The 23,266-nt window shown below is 64.5% G+C and carries 15 protein-coding genes, 2 tRNA genes and 1 pseudogene; 9 read left to right on the forward strand and 9 right to left on the reverse strand.

Features of this window, described 5'->3' with window-relative positions; genetic code table 11:
- Position 1: 1 nt before the first annotated feature.
- From ihpA to IVB26_RS23050, 4 genes are read left to right on the forward strand one after another with little or no spacing between them, the layout of a single operon-like run.
- On the forward strand, positions 2–1,276 hold the full coding sequence (gene ihpA, locus IVB26_RS23035) for a divalent metal ion exporter subunit IhpA (RefSeq protein WP_247967546.1): 1,275 nt from the start codon (positions 2–4) through the stop codon (positions 1,274–1,276).
- The gene (ihpB, locus tag IVB26_RS23040) at positions 1,273–2,250 is read left to right on the forward strand and encodes a divalent metal ion exporter adaptor subunit IhpB (protein WP_246930902.1); all 978 of its coding nucleotides are present in this window, start codon (positions 1,273–1,275) and stop codon (positions 2,248–2,250) included. The genes ihpA and ihpB overlap by 4 nt, the downstream gene beginning before the upstream one ends.
- Positions 2,243–5,461: an efflux RND transporter permease subunit gene (locus IVB26_RS23045; RefSeq protein ID WP_247967547.1), complete on the forward strand. Its 3,219-nt coding sequence runs from the start codon at positions 2,243–2,245 to the stop codon at positions 5,459–5,461. The genes ihpB and IVB26_RS23045 overlap by 8 nt, the downstream gene beginning before the upstream one ends.
- Positions 5,462–5,463: 2 nt before the next feature.
- Complete coding sequence (locus IVB26_RS23050; RefSeq protein WP_247967548.1) at positions 5,464–6,456, forward strand: cation diffusion facilitator family transporter; 993 nt, start codon at positions 5,464–5,466, stop codon at positions 6,454–6,456.
- A gap of 134 nt (positions 6,457–6,590) precedes the next feature.
- Here the strand turns inward: IVB26_RS23050 and IVB26_RS23055 are convergent, their stop codons facing one another.
- On the reverse strand, positions 6,591–7,451 hold the full coding sequence (locus IVB26_RS23055; protein ID WP_247973255.1) for a class I SAM-dependent methyltransferase: 861 nt from the start codon (positions 7,449–7,451) through the stop codon (positions 6,591–6,593).
- A gap of 275 nt (positions 7,452–7,726) precedes the next feature.
- On the opposite strand from IVB26_RS23055, the gene IVB26_RS23060 reads away from it, so the two are divergent.
- Complete coding sequence (locus IVB26_RS23060) at positions 7,727–8,089, forward strand: hypothetical protein (RefSeq protein ID WP_247967549.1); 363 nt, start codon at positions 7,727–7,729, stop codon at positions 8,087–8,089.
- A gap of 256 nt (positions 8,090–8,345) precedes the next feature.
- Positions 8,346–10,097, forward strand: a complete 1,752-nt coding sequence (locus tag IVB26_RS23065) for a caspase family protein (RefSeq protein ID WP_247967550.1) — start codon at positions 8,346–8,348, stop codon at positions 10,095–10,097.
- 36 nt (positions 10,098–10,133) lie between these two features.
- Here the strand turns inward: IVB26_RS23065 and IVB26_RS23070 are convergent.
- From IVB26_RS23070 to IVB26_RS23100, 7 genes are all read right to left on the reverse strand, one after another.
- Positions 10,134–10,210: transfer RNA gene (locus tag IVB26_RS23070), tRNA-Val, on the reverse strand.
- Between the two features lie 58 nt (positions 10,211–10,268).
- Entirely contained in the window at positions 10,269–10,673 is a 405-nt protein-coding gene (locus IVB26_RS23075; RefSeq protein ID WP_247967551.1) for a GFA family protein, read from the reverse strand.
- A 70-nt stretch (positions 10,674–10,743) separates the two neighbouring features.
- Positions 10,744–13,167, reverse strand: coding sequence for an endopeptidase La (lon, locus tag IVB26_RS23080; RefSeq protein WP_247967552.1), 2,424 nt, complete (start codon positions 13,165–13,167; stop codon positions 10,744–10,746).
- A 326-nt stretch (positions 13,168–13,493) separates the two neighbouring features.
- Positions 13,494–14,765 carry an ATP-dependent Clp protease ATP-binding subunit ClpX gene (clpX, locus tag IVB26_RS23085; protein WP_091965274.1) on the reverse strand — a complete coding sequence of 424 codons (1,272 nt, stop codon included), beginning with the start codon at positions 14,763–14,765 and terminating at the stop codon, positions 13,494–13,496.
- Positions 14,766–15,223: 458 nt separating this feature from the next.
- Positions 15,224–15,859 (reverse strand): ATP-dependent Clp protease proteolytic subunit, encoded by a 636-nt coding sequence (locus tag IVB26_RS23090; protein ID WP_246926009.1) that lies wholly within the window; start codon positions 15,857–15,859, stop codon positions 15,224–15,226.
- Between the two features lie 368 nt (positions 15,860–16,227).
- The gene (gene tig, locus IVB26_RS23095; RefSeq protein WP_247973256.1) at positions 16,228–17,589 is read right to left on the reverse strand and encodes a trigger factor; all 1,362 of its coding nucleotides are present in this window, start codon (positions 17,587–17,589) and stop codon (positions 16,228–16,230) included.
- A gap of 172 nt (positions 17,590–17,761) precedes the next feature.
- A tRNA-Leu gene (locus IVB26_RS23100) sits at positions 17,762–17,846 on the reverse strand.
- Positions 17,847–18,000: 154 nt separating this feature from the next.
- On the opposite strand from IVB26_RS23100, the pseudogene IVB26_RS23105 reads away from it, so the two are divergent.
- A pseudogene (locus IVB26_RS23105) lies at positions 18,001–19,328 on the forward strand (multicopper oxidase domain-containing protein).
- 98 nt (positions 19,329–19,426) lie between these two features.
- Here the strand turns inward: IVB26_RS23105 and IVB26_RS23110 are convergent.
- Positions 19,427–20,926: an NAD(P)H-hydrate dehydratase gene (locus tag IVB26_RS23110; protein WP_247967553.1), complete on the reverse strand. Its 1,500-nt coding sequence runs from the start codon at positions 20,924–20,926 to the stop codon at positions 19,427–19,429.
- 382 nt (positions 20,927–21,308) lie between these two features.
- Here IVB26_RS23110 and IVB26_RS23115 point away from each other — a divergent pair, with 382 nt between their 5' ends.
- Together IVB26_RS23115 and glnA are read left to right on the forward strand one after the other, a co-directional pair.
- Positions 21,309–21,647 carry a P-II family nitrogen regulator gene (locus IVB26_RS23115; protein ID WP_007603495.1) on the forward strand — a complete coding sequence of 113 codons (339 nt, stop codon included), beginning with the start codon at positions 21,309–21,311 and terminating at the stop codon, positions 21,645–21,647.
- 151 nt (positions 21,648–21,798) lie between these two features.
- Positions 21,799–23,208, forward strand: a complete 1,410-nt coding sequence (gene glnA, locus IVB26_RS23120) for a type I glutamate--ammonia ligase (RefSeq protein ID WP_246929819.1) — start codon at positions 21,799–21,801, stop codon at positions 23,206–23,208.
- Positions 23,209–23,266: the final 58 nt, after the last annotated feature.

Consider the following 23,266-nt stretch of genomic DNA (forward strand, 5'->3'; position numbering starts at 1 on the left):
CATGTTTTGCAGGGGAATGGCTGCGCGCCTGGCGTGCGCGGCGGTGTGTCTGATTGCCGGAGCGGCGCTTGCACCGTCTCACGCCCAGACTTTGACGATGCGGAGCGCTCTGTCGCGCGCGCTGACCGCGAGTCCGCGGCTGACGGCGGCGGAACGCGACGTCGGCATCGCCACGGGCCAGCGCATCCAGGCCGGTGCGCTGTTCAATCCGGAACTGACCTATGAACAGGACGATTCATTCGGCTCAGGCAAATATCGCGGGACCCGATCGGCCGAGACCACGCTCCAGATCAGCCAGGCCTTCGAGCTGTTCGGCAAGCGCGACGCGCGGATCGCGGCTGGAGCGGCGGGCATCGAGGTCGCCGCGATCCAGCGCAAGGCCGTCAGGCTGGAGGTGCTGTCGGAGACCGCGATCGCCTTCCTCAGCGTGCTCGGCGCGCAGCGGCGCATCCAGATCCTCGACGAGCAGATCGCCGCCATCGACCGCCTGACGCCGCTGTTGCGACGCCGCGTCGAGGCTGGGGCCTCCTCGCCGGCCGAGACCGGCCGCGCCGAGGTCGCCTCAGCGCTGGTGAAGGCCGACCGCGAGCGCTTCAAGGCGACGCTGGCGAGCGCCCGGCGCGAGCTTGCGGTGCTGATGGGCGATCCCACGGCGAACTTCGGCGAGGTTTCCGGCCGGCTCGACACCACGGGACGGCCGCCCGCGTTCCAGGCGGTGGTTTCCGCCATCGACGCCAATCCGCAGCTGGTGCGCTGGACCGCCGTCTTTGCCCAGCGCAATGCCGAGCTGCTGCTGGCGCGGCTCAAGCCCTATCCGGACGTACGGATCGCGGCTGGCTGGCGCCACTATAACGAAACCAATGACGATGCCGTGCGCATGACCGTCTCGGTACCGATCCCCGTGTTCGACCAGAACCAGGGCAACATCCTGTCGGCGCAGGAAAGCCTCGCCAAGACCAAGGCCGAGCGCGAGGCCAACCGCAACACGCTGATCGTAATCGCCGGCCGCGCCTATGACTCGCTCCAGGGCTCGCTGCGCGAGCTCGCGATCTTGCGCGAGACCGCTATCCCCAAGGCCGTCGAAGCGTCCGAGGCGATCTCACAAGGCTATGGCCAGGGCCGTTTCACTTTGCTCGAGGTGCTCGATGCCCAGGCCAGCGTCACCCAGGCACGGCTGCGCGAGCAGGAGGCGCTCCAGAACTTCCACGCGGGCGTTGCGACCATCGAAGGCCTCGTCGGCAATCCCTTCACGCTGGCGCGGGAGAGCGCACGATGAAGACGTCCTCCACCATTCTCGTGGCCATCGTTGCCGCCGGGCTCGGCGCTTACGGCTATTCCCTGCTCGCGCCGGCCAAGCCCGCGCACAGCGAGCATTCCGAGCATTCCGAACCGAAGAAGCCGAACGACCATGTCGAGCAGGACGAGCACGGCGCCGACCGCATCCGCATCTCCGACGTCAAACTGGCGGCCGCCGGCGTCACGCTGGCGGAGGCTGCGAGCGCGACACTGACCGACACGCTCGCCTTCAACGGCATTCTGCGCGCCAACCAGGAAGCGGTCGTGCAGGTGACGCCGCGCTTCCCGGGCCTCGCCAAATCCATCCAGAAGCGCATCGGCGACAAGGTCGCCAAGGACGACCTGCTCGCCGCGATCGAGAGCAACCAGAGCCTGACCGTCTACGAGCTGAAGGCTCCGATTGCCGGCACCATCATCGAACGGCAGATCTCGCTCGGCGAATACGCTTCCGAGCAGAAGCCGGCCTTCGTGGTCGCCGACCTATCCACCATCTGGGTCGATCTGTCGATCTACCGGCAGGACCTCCGGCGTGTTCGCCTCAATGACGAGGTGCTGATTGATCCCGACGACGGCCGCGGCGAGATCAAGGGCACGATCTCCTACATGGCGCCGATCGGCTCGAGCGAGACCCAGACCGCATTGGCCCGCGTGGTGCTGCAAAATCCGGACGGCCGCTTACGCCCCGGCCTGTTCGTCACGGCACGGCTGATCCTCGCCGCCCGTAACGTCGCGGTCGCCGTGCGCCGGAGCGCAATCCAGACGCTGGAGAACCGGACCATCGTGTTCGTCCGCGAGGACGGCGACAAGATCGAGGCGCGCCCCGTGGAGCTTGGCGATTCCGATCCCCGTCATGTCGAGATCAAGGCCGGCCTGTCCGCCGGCGAGCACTACGTCGCGGAGAACAGCTTTGTCGTGAAGGCGGAGATGGGCAAGGGCGAGGCTGAGCATGATTGAGCGCCTCATCGCCGTCTCGCTGCAGCAGCGCTGGCTGGTCCTCGTGCTCGCGCTCGGCGCTATCGCTTTCGGAGCCTGGAATTTCCAGCGCCTTCCGATCGACGCCGTGCCTGACATCACCAACGTCCAGGTCCAGATCAACACCCGCGCACCCGGCTATTCGCCGCTCGAGAACGAGCAGCGCATCACCTTCCCGGTCGAGACCGCGATGGGCGGCCTGCCGAAACTCGACTACACCCGCTCGCTGTCGCGCTACGGCCTCAGCCAGGTGACGGTCGTCTTCAAGGACGGCACCGACATCTTTTTCGCCCGCCAGCTCGTCGGCGAACGCATCCAGCAGGTGAAGGACCAGCTTCCGGCCGGCGTCGAGGTCGCGATGGGGCCGGTCTCGACCGGGCTCGGCGAAATCTTCATGTACACCGTCGAGGCCAAGGCAGGCGCGAAGACCCAAGGCGGCCATGACTATTCGCTGACCGATTTGCGCACCGTGCAGGACTGGATCATCCGGCCGCAGCTTCGCAACGTGCCTGGGGTGATCGAGGTCAATACCATCGGCGGCTTCGAGCGGCAGTTCCACGTGCTGCCGGACCCGGGCAAGCTGATGGCCTATCGGCTGGGCTTTCGCGACGTCATGACCGCGCTCGCCGCCAACAACGCCAATGTCGGCGCCGGCTATATCGAGCGCAACGGCGAGCAATATCTGGTTCGCTCGCCGGGCCAGGTCGGCAATGTCAGCGAGATCCAGGACATCGTCATCGGCTCGCGTGGCGGAAATCCCGTCAGGATCAGGGACGTCGCGACCGTCAGGGAAGGCCGCGATCTTCGCACGGGCGCAGCGACGTGGAACGGCGAAGAGACCGTGCTCGGCACCGCGATGCTGCTGATCGGCGAGAACAGCCGCAGCGTGGCCCGCCGCGTCGCAGCCCGGCTCGAGGACATCGCCAAATCGCTGCCCGAAGGCGTGGTGACGCGGACCGTCTACGATCGCACCGATCTGGTCGAAGCCACCATCCGCACGGTCAAGAACAATTTGCTGGAAGGCGCAGCACTGGTGGTGGCGGTGCTGTTCCTGATCCTCGGCAACATCCGCGCGGCCCTCGTGGTGGCCTGCGTCATCCCGCTGTCCATGGCGATGACGATCACCGGCATGGTCGAGACAAAAGTCAGCGCCAACCTGATGAGCCTGGGCGCGATCGATTTCGGCATCATCGTCGACGGCGCCGTGATCATCGTCGAGAACTGCCTGCGCATGCTGGCCGCGGCCCAGCGCGAGAAAGGCGGGCTGCTGACGACCTCAGAGCGGCTGCGCGCGATCCTGCGCGGATCGAGCGAGGTGATCAAGCCAAGCCTGTTCGGAACGCTGATCATTGCAGTGGTCTATCTGCCCGTGCTGACGCTCACCGGCGTCGAGGGCAAGATGTTCACGCCGATGGCGCTGACCGTCTTGATGGCGCTGGGTGCCGCCGTGCTGTTCTCCATCACCTTCGTGCCGGCGGCCGTTGCCATCTTCGTCACCGGCAAAGTGTCCGAACACGAAAACCTGTTCATGCGGGTTGCGAAACGCGTCTACCTGCCCCTGCTCCGCTTTGCCATCGACAACAGGGGCGCGGTCGCCATCATGGCCGCACTCATCGTGATCGCGAGCGGCATCGCCGCGTCGCGGATGGGTGGCGAATTCATCCCGAGCCTGGACGAAGGCGACGTCGCGCTGGCTTCGATCCGGATTCCCGGCACCAGCCTCACCCAATCGCTGGATCTTCAGAAGGCGCTGGAAAAGCGCATCAAGCAAATCCCCGAAGTGAAGGAGTTCTTCACCCGCATCGGCACCGCCGAGATCGCGACCGACCCGATGTCGCCGGCCCAGACCGACGGCTACATCATGCTGAAGCCGCGCGCCGAATGGCCCGACCCGGACAAGCCGAAATCGGAGGTGATCGAGACCATCGAGCATGCCGCTGACGAGATTCCCGGCAGCGCCTATGAAATCTCCCAGCCGATCCAGTTCCGTGTCAACGAGCTGATCTCCGGCGTGCGCACCGACGTCGGCGTCAAGATCTTCGGCGACGACCTCGACATCCTGCAAGGCGCGGCAAAACAGGTGGAGGCCGCGATCCGCGGCATCCGCGGCGCCAGCGACGTCAAGATCGAGCAGGTCTCCGGCCTGCCGATCCTCACCGTCCGCCTCGATCGCCAGGCGCTCGCCCGCTACGGCCTCAGCATCAGTGAGGTGCAGGGCATCGTCGAGATCGCGGTCGGCGGCAAATCGGCCGGCAAGCTGTTCGAGGGCGACCGCCGCTTCGACATCGTCGTGCGCCTGCCGGAACACCTGCGCGGCAATCTCGAGGCGATCCGGGCCATCCCGATCCCGCTGCCGCCCGGCGAGGAGGCCGGCTCCGGCACGGCCCTTCGAACCGCGCTGGCGGCCTCCCCGCTCACCCAGATGCGCTATGTGCCGCTGTCCTCGGTTGCGACCGTCGATGCGACGCCCGGACCGAACCAGATCAGCCGGGAGAACGGCAAGCGGCGCATCGTCGTCACCGCCAATGTCCGCGCACGCGATCTCGGCTCCTTCGTGTCCGAGGCGGAAGCGGCGGTGGCGGAGAAGGTCAAGCTGCCGCCGGGTTACTGGATCGGCTGGGGCGGCCAGTTCGAGCAGCTGGTGTCCGCGACCAAGCGGCTGACGATCGTGGTGCCGGTGGCGCTGTTGCTGGTGTTCCTGCTGCTGTTCATGGGGATGGGATCGGCGGCCGATGCGGCGCTGGTGTTCTCCGGCGTGCCGCTGGCGCTGACCGGCGGCGTTGCCGCGCTGCTGCTGCGCGACATCCCGCTGTCCATCAGCGCCGGTGTCGGCTTCATCGCGCTCTCGGGCGTCGCCGTGCTCAACGGCCTCGTCATCATCGCCTTCATCGAGCGACTCCGCAGCGAGGGACACCCCATCGCGGACGCCGTGCGCGAGGGTGCGCTGACGCGGCTGCGCCCGGTGTTGATGACGGCGCTCGTCGCCTCGCTCGGCTTCGTGCCGATGGCGCTCGCCACCGGCGCCGGCGCCGAAGTGCAGCGGCCGCTTGCGACCGTGGTGATCGGCGGCATCATCTCCTCGACGGTGCTGACATTGCTGGTGCTGCCGGCGCTTTACGTGCTGTTCCGTCGTGACGGGACCAGCGAAACGCCTACAATGGCGCCTGATTTGGCGACTTCCCGGGAGCGCTAGCATTGGGCAGCCACGATCATCACGGTCACCACCACCATGATCATGGCGACCATGCCCATGGTCATGGTCACGACCACAGTCATGGTCACAACCACAGTCATGGTCACGGCCATGTCCATGCCCCCGCGAATTTCGGCAAAGCCTTCGCGATCGGCATTTCGCTCAACACCGCGCTGGTCGTGGCCGAAGCCGTCTACGGCTATATCGGCAACTCCACCGCCCTGCTCGCCGACGCCGGCCATAATTTGTCCGACGTGCTCGGCCTGGTCGTGGCTTGGGGCGCCTCGATCGCGGCGCGGCGCGCGCCGAGCGGCCGCTTCACCTATGGCTTTCGCGCCTCCACCATCCTGGCGGCGCTGGCCAATGCGGTATTCCTGCTGGTCGCAACCGGCGCGATCGGCTGGGAGGCGATTTTGCGCCTGCGCGAGCCGGAGCCGGTCGCAGGCGTCACTGTGATGGTGGTCGCCGGCATCGGCATTCTCATCAACGGTTTCACCGCCATGCTGTTTGCAAGCGGGCGCAAGGACGACATCAACATCGAAGGCGCTTATCTGCACATGGCGGCCGACGCCGCGGTCTCGCTCGGCGTCGTGGTCTCGGCGGCGCTGATCATCTGGACCGGCTGGCTCTGGCTCGACCCCGTCACCAGCCTCGTGATCTGCGCCACCATCCTGTGGAGCACGACAAGCCTCTTGCGCGGCTCCATCGACATGTCGATGGCAGCGGCGCCGAAGGGTACCGATCTCGCCGCGATCAGGGCGTTTTTGCTCGCGCGGCCCGGCGTCTCGGCGATCCACGATCTCCACGTCTGGCCGATCTCGACCACCGAGACGGCGCTGACCTGCCACCTCGTCATGCCCACCGGCACCGGCGATGCGTTCCTGATGGAGACCGCGCAATTGCTGAAGGCGTCGTTCCGCATCGGCCACACCACGCTTCAGGTGGAAACGCATCCGGACAATGGCTGCGCGCTGGCGCCGGACGATGTGGTGTGAGGCGCCACAGCTCCATACACGTCGTCATTGCGAGCGCAGCGAAGCAATCCAGACTGTCTCCGCGGAGGCGCTCTGGATTGCTTCGTCGCAAGTGCTCCTCGCAATGACGGCGGAGAGAGATTCGCCTTCGCCGCCTACCCCGCCTTCGCTGTGACGATCCAGATCGCGCCCTGCAACGCCACGCTCTGCCCCTTCAGGAACGGCGTGAGCATCTCGCGGATCGAGGCCCTGGCGGCCGCATACGTCTCTGGCGGATGGCCCTGGAGCGCGCGGCTGGCCGGGCCGATCTGCAACGCGCCGTCCACGGCCGCATCGATGCCGCCGCCGATCGCGACATCCATCGGCAGATTGTGCGGCTCCATCGCTACGTCCGCGAAGCCCGCTCCCTTCAGGATTCGCATCACGCGCTCTTCCGAGGCGAAGGCGAACGGGCCCGGCTCCTCCGGCCCGACCGGCGGCATCTTGGGTACATGTTTGTAGACCGCCATCAGCGGCGCCATCATCCACGGATTCTCCTTCGGCTCGCGCCAGCAGGCGAAGGCGAGCCGCCCGGACGGCTTCAGCGCGCGGCGGAGGTTGGTGAAGGACGCAATGGGATCGGCAAAGAACATCACGCCGAAGCGCGAGGCCAGCAGGTCAAAGCTGGCCGGCTCGAACGGATAGACCGTCGCATCCGCCAGCACGAAATCGAGCGGCAGGCCTTTTGGCGCAAACGTGCGCGCCTGTGACAGCATCGGTTCGGACACGTCGAGGCCGAGCGCAAAACCGTTCGGGGACACCGCCTTGGCGAACGCGAACGTCGTCGCACCGGAGCCGCAACCGACATCGAGGACGCGCTCACCCGGCTTCGGCTTGGCGTGGTCGATCAGCGCGTCGGCAATGGGGCCGAGCAGGTTCTCCTGCGCCGCATGGCGATCGGCCCAGCGCTGCCCGCTCGGGCCGTTCCAATACGCGATCTGGTCGGCGTTCTCGGCGTGTCCGCTTGGTTGCTGCATGATGTCCCCGGTCATTCCCATTCGCGATGCCCATCCTGTCGCGGTTCTACAACCGCACACCGGCGATATCACGTCGGGATGTCCGGCGCACCCTTTCCCGGAACCCAGGCGGGCTGAGCGCCGCTCTCCTTCGCGGCGCTTGGACGTCGCCGGACCCACAGCCGGTTTCATCCGTGCGCATTGCGGCCGCATTGGTTTCACCGAACGGCCACATCGGAATCAGATGCCAACCCAATTTTCTCGATAGGGTCGCCGCTCCTCAAACTGGAAAAGGCATGACCATGCGCACCTTCACGGCATCCGTCATCGTTGCAGCTCTCTCCCTCGGAACACCTGCTCTGGTGCAGGCACAGGGCGCATCGTCGCAACCCGGCGCGGAACAGCCCTCCACGCAGTCCCGCACGGAGATCCGGAGCATACAGGTCGTGGACGTCAAGGAATTGCAGCCGGCGGTGCGCGCGAAAGTCGATGAACTCGTGGCCAACACAACCGATAAAGACATCCAGTCGCTTCGGCAATCCATCGACGCCACGCCGCAGGCAGCCTCCGTGCTCAAGGCCAAGGGCTTGAGTTCGTCACAAGTCGTCGCGATCAACATCGCCGACGGTGTCCTGACGATGTTCACCAAGACAGCCTGACATCAGACGGGCTCGAGGCGCATCACGGCAGCGGCGAGCATGATCGCCGCCTCCTCGGCCGGGCAACGAGATCCGCGGTACGAAGAGAATTGCCCTGCAGCAGGTCTGCTGCAGGGCTGCTCTACTCGATCCGGACTTCCGCAGAGACGATGCCTGGCGATAAACGTTAATCCGACTTTGTGACCGCCGTCACAGATCGACGCCTTGCCTTTAGAGAGACTCTGGCTAGTCTGATTGCAGGCGATCCGGGGGCAGCATGGCCGTTCTACGGCTCACCATTCTTTTCTTCCTGGCGTGTTGGCTCGGTCTTGGCTCCGCGAGGGCCGAGAAGCGCGTCGCGCTGGTGATCGGCAATTCCGCCTACAAGAGTGCACCCAGACTGACCAACCCGGTGAATGATGCGAGCCTCGTCGGCGGCATGTTCAGGAAGGCCGGGTTCGATAGCGTCGACGTCAAGCTGGACCTCAATGCCGCCGAGATGCGCCGGGCACTCCGCGACTTCGGCGGCAGGACGCGCGAAGCCGATGTGGCCGTGGTCTACTATGCCGGTCACGGCATTGAGCTGGACGGCACCAACTATTTAATCCCCACCGATGCCACGCTCGAGACGGACAGCGATGTGCTCGACGAGACGCTGCCGCTGGAACGCGCCCTGTTCGCCGTCGAGCCGGCCAAGCAGCTCCGCCTTGTGATCCTGGATGCCTGCCGCGACAATCCGTTCTCCAAAACCATGAAGCGGACGATGGCCGCGCGCGCGATCGGGCGTGGCCTCGCCAAGGTCGAACCGACCAGCCCGAACACCATGATCGCCTTCGCGGCCAAGGCCGGCTCGACCGCCTCGGACGGCGATTCCAGGAACAGCCCGTTTGCCGCGGCGCTGGTCGAACGCCTCCCCACCCCCGGGCTCGACCTGCGCAAGGCGTTCGGCTTCGTCCGTGACGATGTCCTCAAGAACACCGGCTACAAGCAGGAGCCTTATGTCTACGGCTCGCTCGGCGGCGATGACGTCGCGCTGATCCCGGCCAAGCCTGTTGCCGCAGGACCGCAAGCGAGCCCTCAGGACGCAATTCGCCGGGATTATGAGCTGGCGCTGCAGGCGGGCAATCGGGACGCGTGGGAGGCCTTCCTGCAGGCCTATCCCGACGGGTTCTATGCCGGCCTCGCCCGCGCGCAACTGAAGAACGTCGCGGCCGAAGAGGCGCGCGCAGCCGCAGCCGAGAAGGCACGTCAGGCTGAAGACGCCAAGGCCCGGCTCGCAGCCGAGCGCGCCAACAAGGCCGCGCAGGACAAGGCGGCGGCTGCGGCCAGAGCCGCCGAAGCCGCGGTGGCAAACGCATTGGCCGACAAACTGGCAGCGGAGAAGGCGCTGGCCGATAGGCTCGCGACCGACAAGGCCGCAGCTGATCTGGCGGCCAATCAGGCGTCGGAGAAACCAGCCTCCGCCAATGCGGAGCAGAAGGTCGCAGCCGTGGCGCCCTCTTCGTCCCCGCCCGCGATGTCAGCGCAGGAAACGACGAAGCTGGTGCAGGCGGAGCTGCACCGCGTCGGGTGCCTGACGACTTCGGTAGACGGCGACTGGAACGCGTCGTCACAACGCTCATTGACGTTTTTCAACAAGTACGCCGGCACCAAGTTCGACCCCAAGCTCGCGAGCTTCGACGCGCTCGATGCGATCAAGGCCAAGCCGGGACGTGTCTGCCCGCTGGTCTGCGACTACGGCTTCAAGGCCGACGGCGACGCCTGCGTGAAGATTGCTTGCCGTGCCGGCTATCGCGTCAACGACGACAATGAATGCGAGAAGGTGCAGGACAAGAAGCCTGTCGCGACGCGAGAGGATTCGACCCACAGAGACAGGGCGCGCAGGCAAATCGAGGCAGCGCCCTCAGCGCCGCAGGTGGCGGGGCAAATGACTTGCAACAATGCTGGCTGTCGTCCCGTGCGCAAGGGGTGCCATTTGGAGAAAGTCGCCGATAATACGGTCAGCGGCCTGCGTGAGGTCTGCAATTGACCGACGGACAACGAAAGCGGCGCCGCAGGAGGAGATTGGTGGGCGGTCACGGATTCGAACCGCGGACCCTCTCGGTGTAAACGAGATGCTCTAACCAGCTGAGCTAACCGCCCTCGCCGCCTCTTTAGCCCTACGTACCCCAAAGGGGCAAGTGCCCAGCCCTAACGGACTTCAATCCCCCGGCCGCCCCGGCAGCAGGGGCACCGCGTCGATCCACACCGCCGCCGACTGGCACCAGATCTGCCGGACAGGCCGCAACTTGTCGCGCTGGCGGATGCTGCCCCAGCGGATGCCCCAATCGTCGGCCTCCTCGCCCTCGCCGCTCGTGAACAGCGGGGAACCGCAATCGGCGCAAAAGTGCTGGAAACGCATCCGGCCGTTGTCGCCGCGCTTGCCGTAGATCTTTGGCGAACCGCCGGTCAGGCGGACATCGGCGCCGGAACAGACCGCCGTGACCCGGAACGGCGAGCCGGTCAGCGTCTGGCAATCGGTGCAGTGGCAGACCGAGACCGCCTCCGGATCGACCTCGGCCTCGAAGGTGATTGTCCCGCAATGGCATTGCCCGTCGATCTGCATCGCCAGCGTCTCCTTGCCCCAAAACAAAAACGGCGCCCGAAGGCGCCGTTTTATCATGTTTCGCGATGGCCTAGTGAGCGGTCAGGCCGCCGGCGGCTTCATCGCCGTCCGGCTTCACCGTCACCTTGGTGTCCTCTTCCCAGACGATCGGCACCGGCTTCTTGACCAGCGCCTTGGCGACGACGTCGTCGAGGCGCGAGACCGGGATGATCTCCATGCCGCCCTTGATCGCATCGGAAATCTCCGTGAGATCCTTGGCGTTGTCCTCGGGGATCAGCACCGTCTTGATGCCGCCGCGGGCCGCAGCCAGCAGCTTCTCCTTCAGGCCGCCGATCGGCAGCACGCGGCCGCGCAGCGTGATCTCGCCGGTCATCGCGACATCGTGGCGGACCGGGATGCCGGTCATGACCGAGATGATCGCGGTGGCCATGGCGACGCCCGCGGACGGACCGTCCTTCGGCGTCGCGCCCTCTGGCACGTGCACGTGGATGTCGCGGCGATCGAACATCGGCGGCTCGATGCCGTAATTGATCGCGCGCGAGCGGACATAGGACGCCGCTGCCGAGATCGATTCCTTCATCACGTCACGCAGGTTGCCCGTGACCGTCATCTTGCCCTTGCCGGGCATCATGACGCCTTCGATGGTCAGCAGCTCGCCGCCGACATCGGTCCAGGCAAGGCCGGTGACGATGCCGACCTGCGGCTCGCTCTCGATCTCGCCGAAGCGGTACTTCGGCACGCCGAGCAACTCTTCCAGAGTCTTCTCGGTGACCTTGACCGCCTTCTTCTTGGAGATCATCAGCTCCTTCACCGCCTTGCGGGCGAGTGTCGAAAGCTCACGCTCCAGATTACGCACGCCCGCTTCGCGGGTGTAGCGGCGGATCAGAAGCAGCAGCGCGTCGTCGTCGATCGAGAACTCCTTGGAGTCCAGACCGTGCTTGGACACCGCGTTCGGGATCAGATGCTTGCGCGCGATCTCGACCTTCTCGTTCTCGGTGTAGCCCGCGATCCGGATGATCTCCATGCGGTCCATCAACGGTCCCGGAATATTGAGCGTATTCGCGGTCGTGATGAACATCACGTTGGACAGATCGTAGTCGACCTCGAGATAGTGGTCGTTGAACGTCCCGTTCTGCTCGGGGTCGAGGACCTCGAGCAAGGCCGAGGACGGATCGCCGCGGAAATCGGCGCCCATCTTGTCGATCTCGTCGAGCAGGAACAGCGGATTGGACGACTTCGCCTTGCGCATCGACTGGATGATCTTGCCGGGCATCGAGCCGATATAGGTGCGGCGGTGACCGCGGATTTCGGCCTCGTCGCGCACGCCGCCGAGCGAGACGCGCACGAATTCGCGTCCCGTCGCCTTCGCGATCGACTTGCCGAGCGAGGTTTTGCCGACGCCGGGAGGCCCGACGAGGCACAGGATCGGGCCCGTCAGCTTGTTGGCGCGCGACTGCACGGCGAGATACTCGACGATGCGCTCCTTGACCTTCTCCAGCCCGTAGTGATCGGAGTCCAGGACGGCCTGCGCCGCTTCCAGGTCCTTCTTCACCTTGGACTTCTTGTTCCACGGAATCGACAGCAGCCAATCCAGATAGTTGCGCACGACGGTCGCTTCCGCGGACATCGGCGACATCTGGCGCAGCTTCTTCAATTCATGCTGCGCCTTCTCGCGCGCTTCCTTGGAGAGCTTGGTCTTGGAGATCTTCTCTTCGAGATCGGCGAGCTCGTCGCGACCGTCGTCGTCGCCGAGTTCCTTCTGGATCGCCTTCATCTGCTCGTTGAGATAATACTCGCGCTGGGTCTTCTCCATCTGGCGCTTGACACGCGAGCGGATGCGCTTCTCGACCTGCAGCACCGAGATCTCGCTCTCCATCAGGCCCAGCACCTTCTCCAGGCGCGTGGTGACCGACAGCGTCTCCAGGATGCCCTGGCGGTCGGCGATCTTGACGGCGAGATGCGATGCCACGGTGTCGGCGAGCTTGGCGAAATCGGTGATCGCCTGCACGACGCCGACGACCTCGGCCGAGATCTTCTTGTTGAGCTTCACATAGCTCTCGAAGTCGGACACGACCGAGCGTGCCATCGCTTCGGCCTCGACCGACTTCGCATCGGTGTCGGCGAGCGCAATGGCGGTCGCTTCGTAATAGTCGGCGCGATCGGTGTATTTCTGCACGCGCGCACGCTCGAGCCCTTCGACCAGCACCTTCACGGTGCCGTCGGGGAGCTTCAAGAGCTGCAGCACGCTGGCGAGCGTACCGGTCTCGTAAATGGCATCGGGCGCCGGATCATCGTCGGACGCGTTCTTCTGCGTCGCGAGCATGATCAGCGCGTCGTTCTTCATCACCTCTTCCAGCGCGCGGATCGACTTCTCGCGGCCGACGAAGAGCGGAACGATCATGTGCGGGAAGACCACGATGTCGCGCAGCGGCAGCACGGGATAAGCGTGCGTTTCGCCATGGACGATGGTTGGCCGCGGTTTTGGATTAGTCATGGCCTTTTCCTTTTGCTTTGCCCCCTTGCACGCAGCCCGCCGTCTTCATGCGCAACCGCCACAAGGTGCCGAGGTGATCCACAAAACCGTCCCTACCAATCGAAGGTCGGACCGGGCTTGCCGGATCGGAACTGAGGCGAATCTGGAAGAGAATTTTCGCTCGCCGCCGACATTAGGTGGCTATCGACCCGGGGGGTGTCAAGTCATTGAAAAACGCGCGCCATCAGGCGCTTACGCAACGCGATAAGCGACGCAACACCGGCTGCGGAGATAAACTTCCGCAGCCCAACTTGAGGGTACAATTGGAGCGCTCCAGCGCCGCCAGATCAGGCGCTGGCGTTCTCGACGGCGCGATCGGACCGATCGGCGTAGATGTAGAGCGGACGCGCCGTTCCTTCCACGACCTCGCGGGAAATCACAACTTCTTCCACACCTTCCAGGCCCGGCAGATCGAACATCGTCTCGAGCAGGATCGCTTCGAGGATCGAACGCAACCCGCGCGCGCCGGTCTTGCGCTCGATCGCCTTGCGGGCGACCGCGCCAAGCGCCTCGTCGGCGAAGGTCAGCTCGATGTTCTCCATCTCGAACAGCCGCTGGTACTGTTTCACCAGCGCGTTCTTCGGCTCCGTCAGGATCTTCTTCAGCGAGGCCTCGTCGAGATCCTCGAGCGTCGCCACAACAGGCAGACGGCCGACGAATTCGGGGATGAGGCCGTACTTCAGGAGGTCCTCAGGTTCGACGTGACGGAAGATCTCGCCGGTGCGGCGGTCTTCCGGCGCCATCACCTGGGCAGCGAAACCGATCGACGTCGACCGTCCGCGTGCCGAGATGATCTTCTCGAGACCCGCGAACGCGCCGCCGCAGATGAACAAGATGTTGGTGGTGTCCACCTGCAGGAATTCCTGCTGCGGATGCTTGCGGCCGCCCTGCGGCGGGACCGAAGCCACCGTGCCCTCCATGATCTTGAGCAGCGCCTGCTGCACGCCCTCACCCGACACGTCGCGCGTGATCGAGGGGTTGTCGGACTTGCGGCTGATCTTGTCGATTTCGTCGATGTAGACGATGCCGCGCTGGGCGCGCTCGACATTGTAGTCGGCGGCCTGGAGCAGCTTCAGGATGATGTTCTCGACGTCCTCACCGACGTAGCCGGCTTCGGTCAGCGTCGTCGCATCCGCCATGGTGAACGGCACGTCGAGGATGCGGGCGAGCGTCTGCGCGAGCAGCGTCTTGCCCGAGCCGGTCGGACCGATCAGCAGGATGTTCGACTTCGCGAGCTCGACGTCGTTGTGCTTGGTCTGGTGGTTGAGGCGCTTGTAGTGGTTGTGCACCGCGACCGACAGGACCTTCTTCGCATGACTCTGGCCGATCACGTAATCGTCCAGGACCTTGCAGATTTCCTTCGGCGTCGGAATGCCGTCGCGCGACTTGACCAGCGAGGATTTGTTCTCCTCGCGGATGATGTCCATACAGAGCTCGACGCACTCGTCGCAGATGAAGACCGTGGGACCCGCGATCAGTTTGCGGACTTCGTGCTGGCTCTTGCCGCAGAACGAGCAATATAGCGTGTTCTTGGAGTCGCTCGTGCCGACCTTACTCATTCATGTCTCCGTCCGCGGTTCGATCCCGTTCCGCTCGATCGCTCCATTCCGGCACGGTGGCCGGCTTGAAGCTTAAGTAGAGCAAATTGCGTACCAAAAAAGACCCTACGCGTTACATCCCGTGCGAATCACGGTCACTCGATTCTCCGCGATCTTAGCCGATCATTCGTAGCCAACCATGCTGTCACCCGACTATCAAGAATTCGCTAATCGGGGGTCGCCGGCTACCCGTGACAATACCGTGATTTCCGGTCTTGGCACGGGCGAAGTGATCGAAATCACCCCGGCGTTGCTGGATTGCCACGAAAAACAAGCACGAAAGCGGAACTTTCTGCCTGTCGCAGGGCGCAAAACCGCGTTTTGCAGCGCGCACACGCGCCCATAGCGTGAACACCATCCTGATGGTGCGCGACGATCCCAAGAGGTTGCCGAGGGATCGCCGTCACACTCCAGTAGTGTTACGGAGTCTTCGCCGCTGCCGCTTCCTCAGCGCGCTTGTCGATGACCCTGTCGACCAGGCCGAACTCCTTGGCGTCGTTCGCGGTCAGGAACTTGTCGCGTTCCAGCGCGTCCTCGATCGACTTGTAGGTCTGGCCGGTGTGCTTCACGTAGATCTCGTTGAGCCGCTTCTTCAGGTTCAGGATTTCCTGAGCATGCAGCATGATGTCGGTGGCCTGCCCCTGGAAGCCGCCGGAGGGCTGATGCACCATGATGCGCGCATTCGGCAGCGAGAAGCGCATGTCCTTCTCGCCGGCGCAGAGCAGCAGCGAGCCCATCGAGGCGGCCTGTCCCGTGCACAGCGTCGAAACCGGCGGGCGGATGAACTGCATGGTGTCGTAGATCGCAAGGCCCGACGTCACCACGCCGCCTGGCGAGTTGATGTACATCGAGATTTCCTTCTTCGGATTTTCCGCCTCGAGGAACAAGAGCTGCGCGACGACCAGCGTCGACATGCCGTCCTCGACCGGCCCAGTCAGGAAGATGATGCGCTCCTTCAGGAGGCGCGAGAAGATGTCGTAGGCGCGCTCGCCACGGTTGGTCTGCTCGACCACCATGGGCACGAGGTTCATGTAGGTTTCAACCGGATCGCGCATGAGTCACCTAGGGTTTTCGGAGACGGACATCGCCGGGCCAGGCTGCCAGTTTGGCTTGCCGGAAGGGCGGATGGACGTCCTGTGATGCAGGAACTTGGGTAAGAGGTAGAAGGCGTACCGACAGATATAGCCCAATTCGCTTCTGACAAGTGCGGAGCGCATTAAGGCTTAATCCGTCGGGCAGTTGAAGCTGATTCGCACAAAGAGGCCCAGCCGGCCATCTGGCTAGCTGGGCCTCTTTGCTGATCATCCTTAATAGATGACTGTCCCAGAGCCCCATTCCGATGGAATCGGAACGGGGCTCTGGATTTTAGTTTTGACGCGTTTTCCTTGCGCGAACCGGCATCCACGAAAACGCTCCAGAGCCTTCAGGCGGCGGTCTTTTCCGCCTCGTCGTCCTTGTAGAGGTCCTCGCGCGAGACCTTCTTCTCGGTCACGTTGGCAAGTTCGAGGATGAAGTCGACGACCTTGTCCTCATAGATCGGTGCGCGAAGCTGGGCCAACGCCTGGGCGTTGCTGCGATAATAGTCCCAGACTTCCTTCTCGCGGCCGGGCATCGAGCGCGCACGCTCGATCACGGCGCGGCCGACCTCGTCGTCAGTCACGGAGATCTTGTTCTTCTCGCCGATCTCGGAGAGCACGAGGCCGAGCCGCACGCGACGGTCGGCAATCTTGCGGTACTCTTCCTTGGCCTTGTCCTCAGTGGTGTCCTCGTCGGCAAAGGTCTTGCCGGCGGAGGCCATCTCGGCCTTGACCGAGTTCCACATCAGATTGAACTCTTCGTCGACCAGCGAGGGCGGCGCCTCGAAGCGGTGCGCTTCGTCGAGGCGATCGAGCAACGCGCGCTTGACGCGCTGGCGCGTCGCGCCGGCGAACTCGGCAACCAGACGCTCGCGCGCGGCTTCCTTCAGCTTGTCCAGCGATTCGAGGCCGAGCGTCTTGGCGAACTCGTCGTCGATCGCCAGATCCTGCGGCGCCTCGATCAGCGTCGCGGTGGTCTCGAACTCGGCCGGCTGGCCGGCGAGCTTGTCGTTCATGTAGTTGTTCGGGAACGACACTTTCAGCGTGCGCGTCTCATTGGCGCCGATGCCGATCAGCTGCTCCTCGAAGCCGGGAATGAAGGTGTTGGAGCCGATGGCGACCTGGATGCCCTCGCCGGTGCCACCCTCGAAGACTTCGCCGTTGATGCTGCCCTTGAAGTTGATGGTGACGCGGTCACCCGAGGCGGCCTTGGCGCCCTCACCCTTGTCGGCAAAGGTGCGGTTGGTATCGGCGATGCGCTTGATCGCCTCGTCCACGTCGGCGTCGGTGACGTCGGCGACGGGCTTCTCGACCTCGAAGGACTTGAAGTCGGCGAGCGCAATCGAAGGCACCACCTCGATCGCGACCGTGTAGGTCAGATCGGTCTTGCCGCTCAGCAATTCCTCGACCTCGGCCTGCTCGCTCGGCATGGTGATCTTCGGCTCGGTCGCAAGGCGAAAGCCGCGCTCGGAAAACAGCTGCGTGTTGGTGTCGCGGATGGTCTGGTCGATGGTCTCGGCCATCACCGAGCGACCATAGACCTTCTTGAGGTGAGCGACCGGCACCTTGCCGGGACGGAAGCCGTTGATGCGAACCTTGTCCTTGAGGTCAACGAGTTTGGCACCGGCCTTGGCGTCGAGATCCGACGCAGGGACGCTGATCTTGAACTCGTGCTTCAAACCTTCCGAGAGGGTCTCTGTGACCTGCATGGCGTCCATCTTCTTCTCGTTCGGTCCCGGCGCGCATGCGTCGGGACGCTGTCATTAATCGATCCGGCGCGAGGCAAACGCCTCAACGCCGGTGCTTTATCGGACCGGCTCCCAGCGGACAAACATCCGCGCGGAAGCAGGTCTCGTAATCCGTGCAAACGCGATAAGCGCTTGGTGCGGGCGGAGGGACTCGAACCCCCACAACTTTCGTCACTGGAACCTAAATCCAGCGCGTCTACCAGTTCCGCCACGCCCGCGTGAAGTTGCATCAAGACCGGCCGCGATGCCGCGGGCGGCCGGGCTTATAGCATGTGCCTGACTGTTCGCAGCAAAAAAATGGCCCGATGGAGGCAGGCTTTACGTAGGCACGGCGGCTGGACTTATCCAGCGCGGCGTGGTCCGGATCGGCCCATGAAACCTGGGATCTTCGACCCGACCCGACGCGAGCTTTTGGCCGGCCTTGGCGCCGGACTTTCAGCCGGGCTTGGCGCCTCGGCGGCCGGGCTGATCGCGGGTGGCGCAGGCCCGCTCGTGACCGCCCAGCTCGCCCTTCAGGCAAGGCCGGCGACGCTGGCTCTCAGGCCAGGGCAGCCACCTACATCAATCTGGGAGCTCGCCGCCGTAAGCCACATTGGGGACGTCCGTCTGAGGCGTGGTGACCGTTGCGAAATGGTGTTTCGGAACGACCTACCTGTGCCGCTTGCGCCAGTCTGGTACGGCCTCAGCGGCGGGGGCCCGGCCGACCCGCTCCGGGGACGCGCGCCTGCCCCACCAACTGCAGTCGAAACATCAATCATTTCAATTCCCAATGCAGGAACCTTGCTGGCCGACTTCCGCCTGTTCGAGGACGGCCTGAAGCAGCCGGCCCGCCCGCTTCCGATCATCTCGGCCGAGACCGGCCCGGTCGCCGTCGATCGTGACGAGGTCCTGCTGATCGAGGAATGGCGCCTGCAGCCGGATGGCACCGCTGTCCCGCCGGGCCAGGACCCGAAGGACGCGAAGCCGCTCTATACAATCAACGGGCAGACTTCATTCGAACTCTCAGCCCAGGGCCATCAGCGGCTGCGGTTGCGCTTTATCAATGGCTCCCAACGTACTGTTCTGGCAATCAAATTGGAAAACCACGAGGTCCGCGTGATGGCCCTGGATGGACAGCCGGCCGAGCCGTTCCCGGCCCGCAACGGCGCCCTGGTGCTGGCGCCGGGCGCACGCGCCGATACGTTTGTGGATACAGCCACATCGGCCGCATTCCTGCTGCATGACGGCAAGGAGGCGCGCCAAGTCGGTCAGTTGACGATCTCAGGCACACTGGAGCGGCGCGTGCCGCTGTTGCCGCCGCAGCCGCTCCCTGCAAACGATCTCCCCGAGAAGCTCGACCTGAAAAGCGCCCTGCGGTTCGATGTCGCGCTCGGCGCACCCGACGCCGGCTGGATCCGGCCTGCAAGCTTCTCCACCGCCTCAGCCCCCGCCTTCCGCGCCAAGCCCGGCCGCACCGTTGTGCTGGCCCTCAAGAACGCTGCTCCCGCAACTACCGTCTTCCACCTGCACGGCCAACCCTTCCGCCTGCTCGACAAGCTCGACGATGGCTGGAAGCCCTACTGGCTCGACACGCTCGCGATCGAGCCCGGCCAGACCCAGCGTATCGCCTTCGCCGCGACCTCCCCCGGACGATGGCTGATCGATCCGTCACGACCGACTGGGCCGCGCCGCGGCTGGTGCGGTGGTATGGGGTGGAGTGAGATTTCGTAGGATGGGTAGAGCGCAGCGAAACCCATCGCTACTGCGGCAAGGTTTGAGATGATGGGTTTCGCTGCGCTCTACCCATCCTACTTGATGGCTAGTACTCCACCCCGAGCGCACCATAGATACGCCGGTGCACCGCGGGCAGCGTCTCGGTGAGGTCTTCCGCGATCAGCCCCGGTCCCGCCTCGCTCCCCGCCTCACCATGCATCCATACGCCAATGCTGGCGGCTTCGAACGCCGGCACGCCCTGCGCCAAGAGGCCTGCGATGATGCCGGAGAGCACGTCGCCGGCGCCGGCGGTGGCAAGCCAAGGCGGCGCGTTGGCGGCGATGGTGGCGCGGCCGTCGGGAGCGGCGATCGTGGTGTCGGGTCCCTTCAGCAGCACGACGGCGCCGCAGCGCTCGGCGGCGGCGCGCACGCGCTCCAGCTTGGAGCGGCCCGGAAATTTGTTGCTGAGGTCGGAGAACAGGCGCGGAAACTCGCCTTCGTGCGGGGTCAGCACCACCGCATTGTCACCTGAGGACCTGATCGATTCGAACAGCCGCTCGGGGGTTGCGGCAAAGCTCGTCAGCGCATCGGCATCGAGCACCAGACGACGTTGGGCGCTCAGCACGGTGTGAACGAGATCGCAGGTGCGCTCACCGACGCCCGCGCCGGGACCGATGATGCAGGTGCCGTAGCGTTTGTCGCCGAGCAGCTCGCCGAACTCGACGACGGTGTCGACGGGACGCACCATGACGGCCGTTAGTGCGGCCGCGTTGATCGCGAGCGCATCGCGGGGGCTCGCCAGCGTCACCAGGCCCGCTCCTGCCCGCAGCGCGCCGCGCGCGGCCAGCCGTGCCGCACCGGTCGCCGCCGCATCGCCGGAGACCGCCAGCACATGGCCCCGCGCATATTTGTGGCCGTCGATGCGAGGCACCGGGAAAGCGGCGCCCCAGACATCCGGATCGTTCTCGAAGGTCTGCGGCGCGATCTCGTCCAGCACCTGCGCGTCGATCCCGATGTCGGCGACGCGCACGCGGCCGCAATGCACCCGGCCCGGCAGCAGCAGATGCGCCGGCTTCTTGCGAAAGAAGGTGACGGTCTCGGTGGCATTCACCGCGGCGCCCATCACGGCCGCGCTGGTACCATTGATGCCGCTCGGCAGGTCGACCGCGAGCACCGGGGCGCCGTTGGCGTTGATCGCCTCGATCATCGCATGCGCCTCGCCGTCGACAGGACGGCTGAGGCCCGCGCCGAACAGCGCATCGATGATCAGCGCGGGCCGTCCGATCGCCTGCGGATTGAACGGCAGCAGCGGATGCTTCCAGCCGCGCGCGGCGGAGGCCGCATCGCCCTGGAGCTGGTCGCGCTCGCACATCGCGATCACCGAGACCTCGCGCCCCTGGGCGACGAGCTCGGCGGCTGCGACGAAACCGTCGCCGCCATTGTTGCCGGGCCCGGCCACGATCAGGATCGGCCCCTCCTCCACCAGCGCCTGGGCGGCCTCGGCGACCGCCTGTCCCGCGCTCAGCATCAGCTTGAAACCCGGCGTACCGGCCGCGATGGCGAGCTGGTCCGCCCGCTGCATTTCGGCGTTGGTCAGAACTTCCATGCCACTTCCCTAGTACAATCGCCTTTTCAACAGGCATCTTCCGCGCCGATCCGACGCGGGGAAACAACGATCTGCACACATATTGAACCGTTTGCCTATTTCGTAGTCTTCGGTATTTTGTGCAAGTTGGCGCCACCACTCAGAGATGCTCGTTAAAAGACTGATAACGCTCCAATAATCAGGGCATTTGCAACTTGGCATAGACCCTGCTTTCGAGGAAGCCGCTTCGGTTCGTCGTGCTCACTGGCATTTATCAGGTGTCGCCGGCCGTTGTTGCCGGACAGGTCAGGGATCCCGGCTTAGCGAAGACAAGATCGTGCGTTAAGAAAAGCGCATCCTGACGAAGACGTTGCTATTTGATCGAAAGGCCGGGAGGCGCGCAGTGAAGAAAATCGAAGCCATCATCAAGCCATTCAAGCTCGACGAGGTGAAGGAAGCGCTTCAGGAAGTCGGCCTTCAGGGCATCACTGTCACCGAAGCCAAGGGCTTTGGCCGGCAGAAGGGGCACGCCGAGCTCTACCGCGGCGCAGAATACATCGTCGACTTCTTGCCCAAGGTGAAGATCGAGATCGTGATCGGCGACGATCTGGTCGAGCGCGCCATCGACGCGATCCGCCGCGCCGCGCAGACCGGGCGCATCGGCGACGGTAAGATCTTCGTCTCCAACATCGAAGAGGCGATCCGCATCCGAACCGGCGAATCCGGGCTGGACGCTATCTGAGCCGGGTGCTATCCCGAATTTTGCGACACTCCGACTAGAAAGAAGGCTGCTTCGGCGGCCTGATTTCGTTTGTGCGGTCGCGCAAAACTCGCCCGAGCGAGAATAATTTTGCTCATCTGGAAACCGACCCGCAGAGCCAAAAGGGGTATGCATGAAGACCGCCAAAGACGTCCTGAAATCGATCAAGGACAACGACGTCAAGTACGTCGACCTGCGCTTCACCGATCCGCGCGGCAAGTGGCAGCATGTGACGTTCGACGTCAGCATGATCGACGATGACATCTTCGCCGAAGGAACGATGTTCGACGGCTCCTCGATCGCCGGCTGGAAAGCGATCAACGAGTCCGACATGTGCCTGATGCCCGATCCGGTCACCGCGACGATCGATCCGTTCTTCGCCGAGACCACCATGGTCATCACCTGCGACGTGCTCGAGCCGACCACCGGCGAGCCCTACAACCGCGACCCCCGCGGCATCGCCAAGAAGGCCGAAGCCATGGTGAAGTCGATGGGAGTGGGCGACAGCGTGTTCGTCGGCCCCGAGGCCGAGTTCTTCGTGTTCGACGACGTGCGCTACTCGGCCGAGCCCTACAAGACCGGTTTCCGGCTCGACTCTTCGGAGCTGCCGACCAATTCCGACACCGAATATGAAGGCGGCAATCTCGGCCACCGCATCCGCACCAAGGGCGGCTACTTCCCGGTTCCGCCGCAGGATTCGGTGCAGGACATGCGCTCGGAAATGCTCGGCGCCATGGCCAAGATGGGCGTCAAGGTCGAGAAGCATCACCATGAGGTCGCTTCCGCCCAGCACGAGCTCGGCATGAAGTTCGACACGCTGACGCTGATGGCCGACCACATGCAGATCTACAAGTACTGCATCCACCAGGTCGCGCACATCTACGGCAAGACCGCCACCTTCATGCCGAAGCCGATCTTCGGCGACAACGGCTCGGGCATGCACGTGCACCAGTCGATCTGGAAGGACGGCAAGCCGGTGTTCGCCGGCAACAAATACGCCGACCTGTCGGAGACCTGCCTGCACTACATCGGCGGCATCATCAAGCACGCCAAGGCGATCAACGCCTTCACCAACCCGTCGACCAACTCCTACAAGCGTCTGGTCCCGGGCTATGAGGCCCCCGTGCTGCTCGCCTACTCCGCGCGCAACCGCTCGGCCTCCTGCCGCATCCCCTACACCGCTTCGCCGAAGGCCAAGCGCGTCGAGGTGCGCTTCCCCGATCCGATGGCCAACCCCTATCTCGGCTTCGCCGCGATGCTGATGGCCGGCCTCGACGGCATCAAGAACAAGATCGATCCGGGTCCGGCGATGGACAAGGACCTGTACGACCTGCCGAAGGAAGAGCTGAAGCAGATCCCGACCGTCTGCGGTTCGCTCCGCGAGGCGCTCGAAAACCTCGACAAGGACCGCGGCTTCCTCAAGAACGGCGGCGTGTTCGACGACGACTTCATCGACGCTTACATCGAGCTGAAGATGACCGAAGTCGCCCGCTTCGAAATGACCCCGCACCCGGTCGAGTTCGAAATGTACTATTCGGGCTGATCGGCCCGGAGAGACGACACGCGAAAGGCGCCCCTCGGGGCGCCTTTTTGTTTCGGGG

It is taken from the genome of Bradyrhizobium sp. 195 (assembly GCF_023101665.1).
Lineage (GTDB): Bacteria > Pseudomonadota > Alphaproteobacteria > Rhizobiales > Xanthobacteraceae > Bradyrhizobium.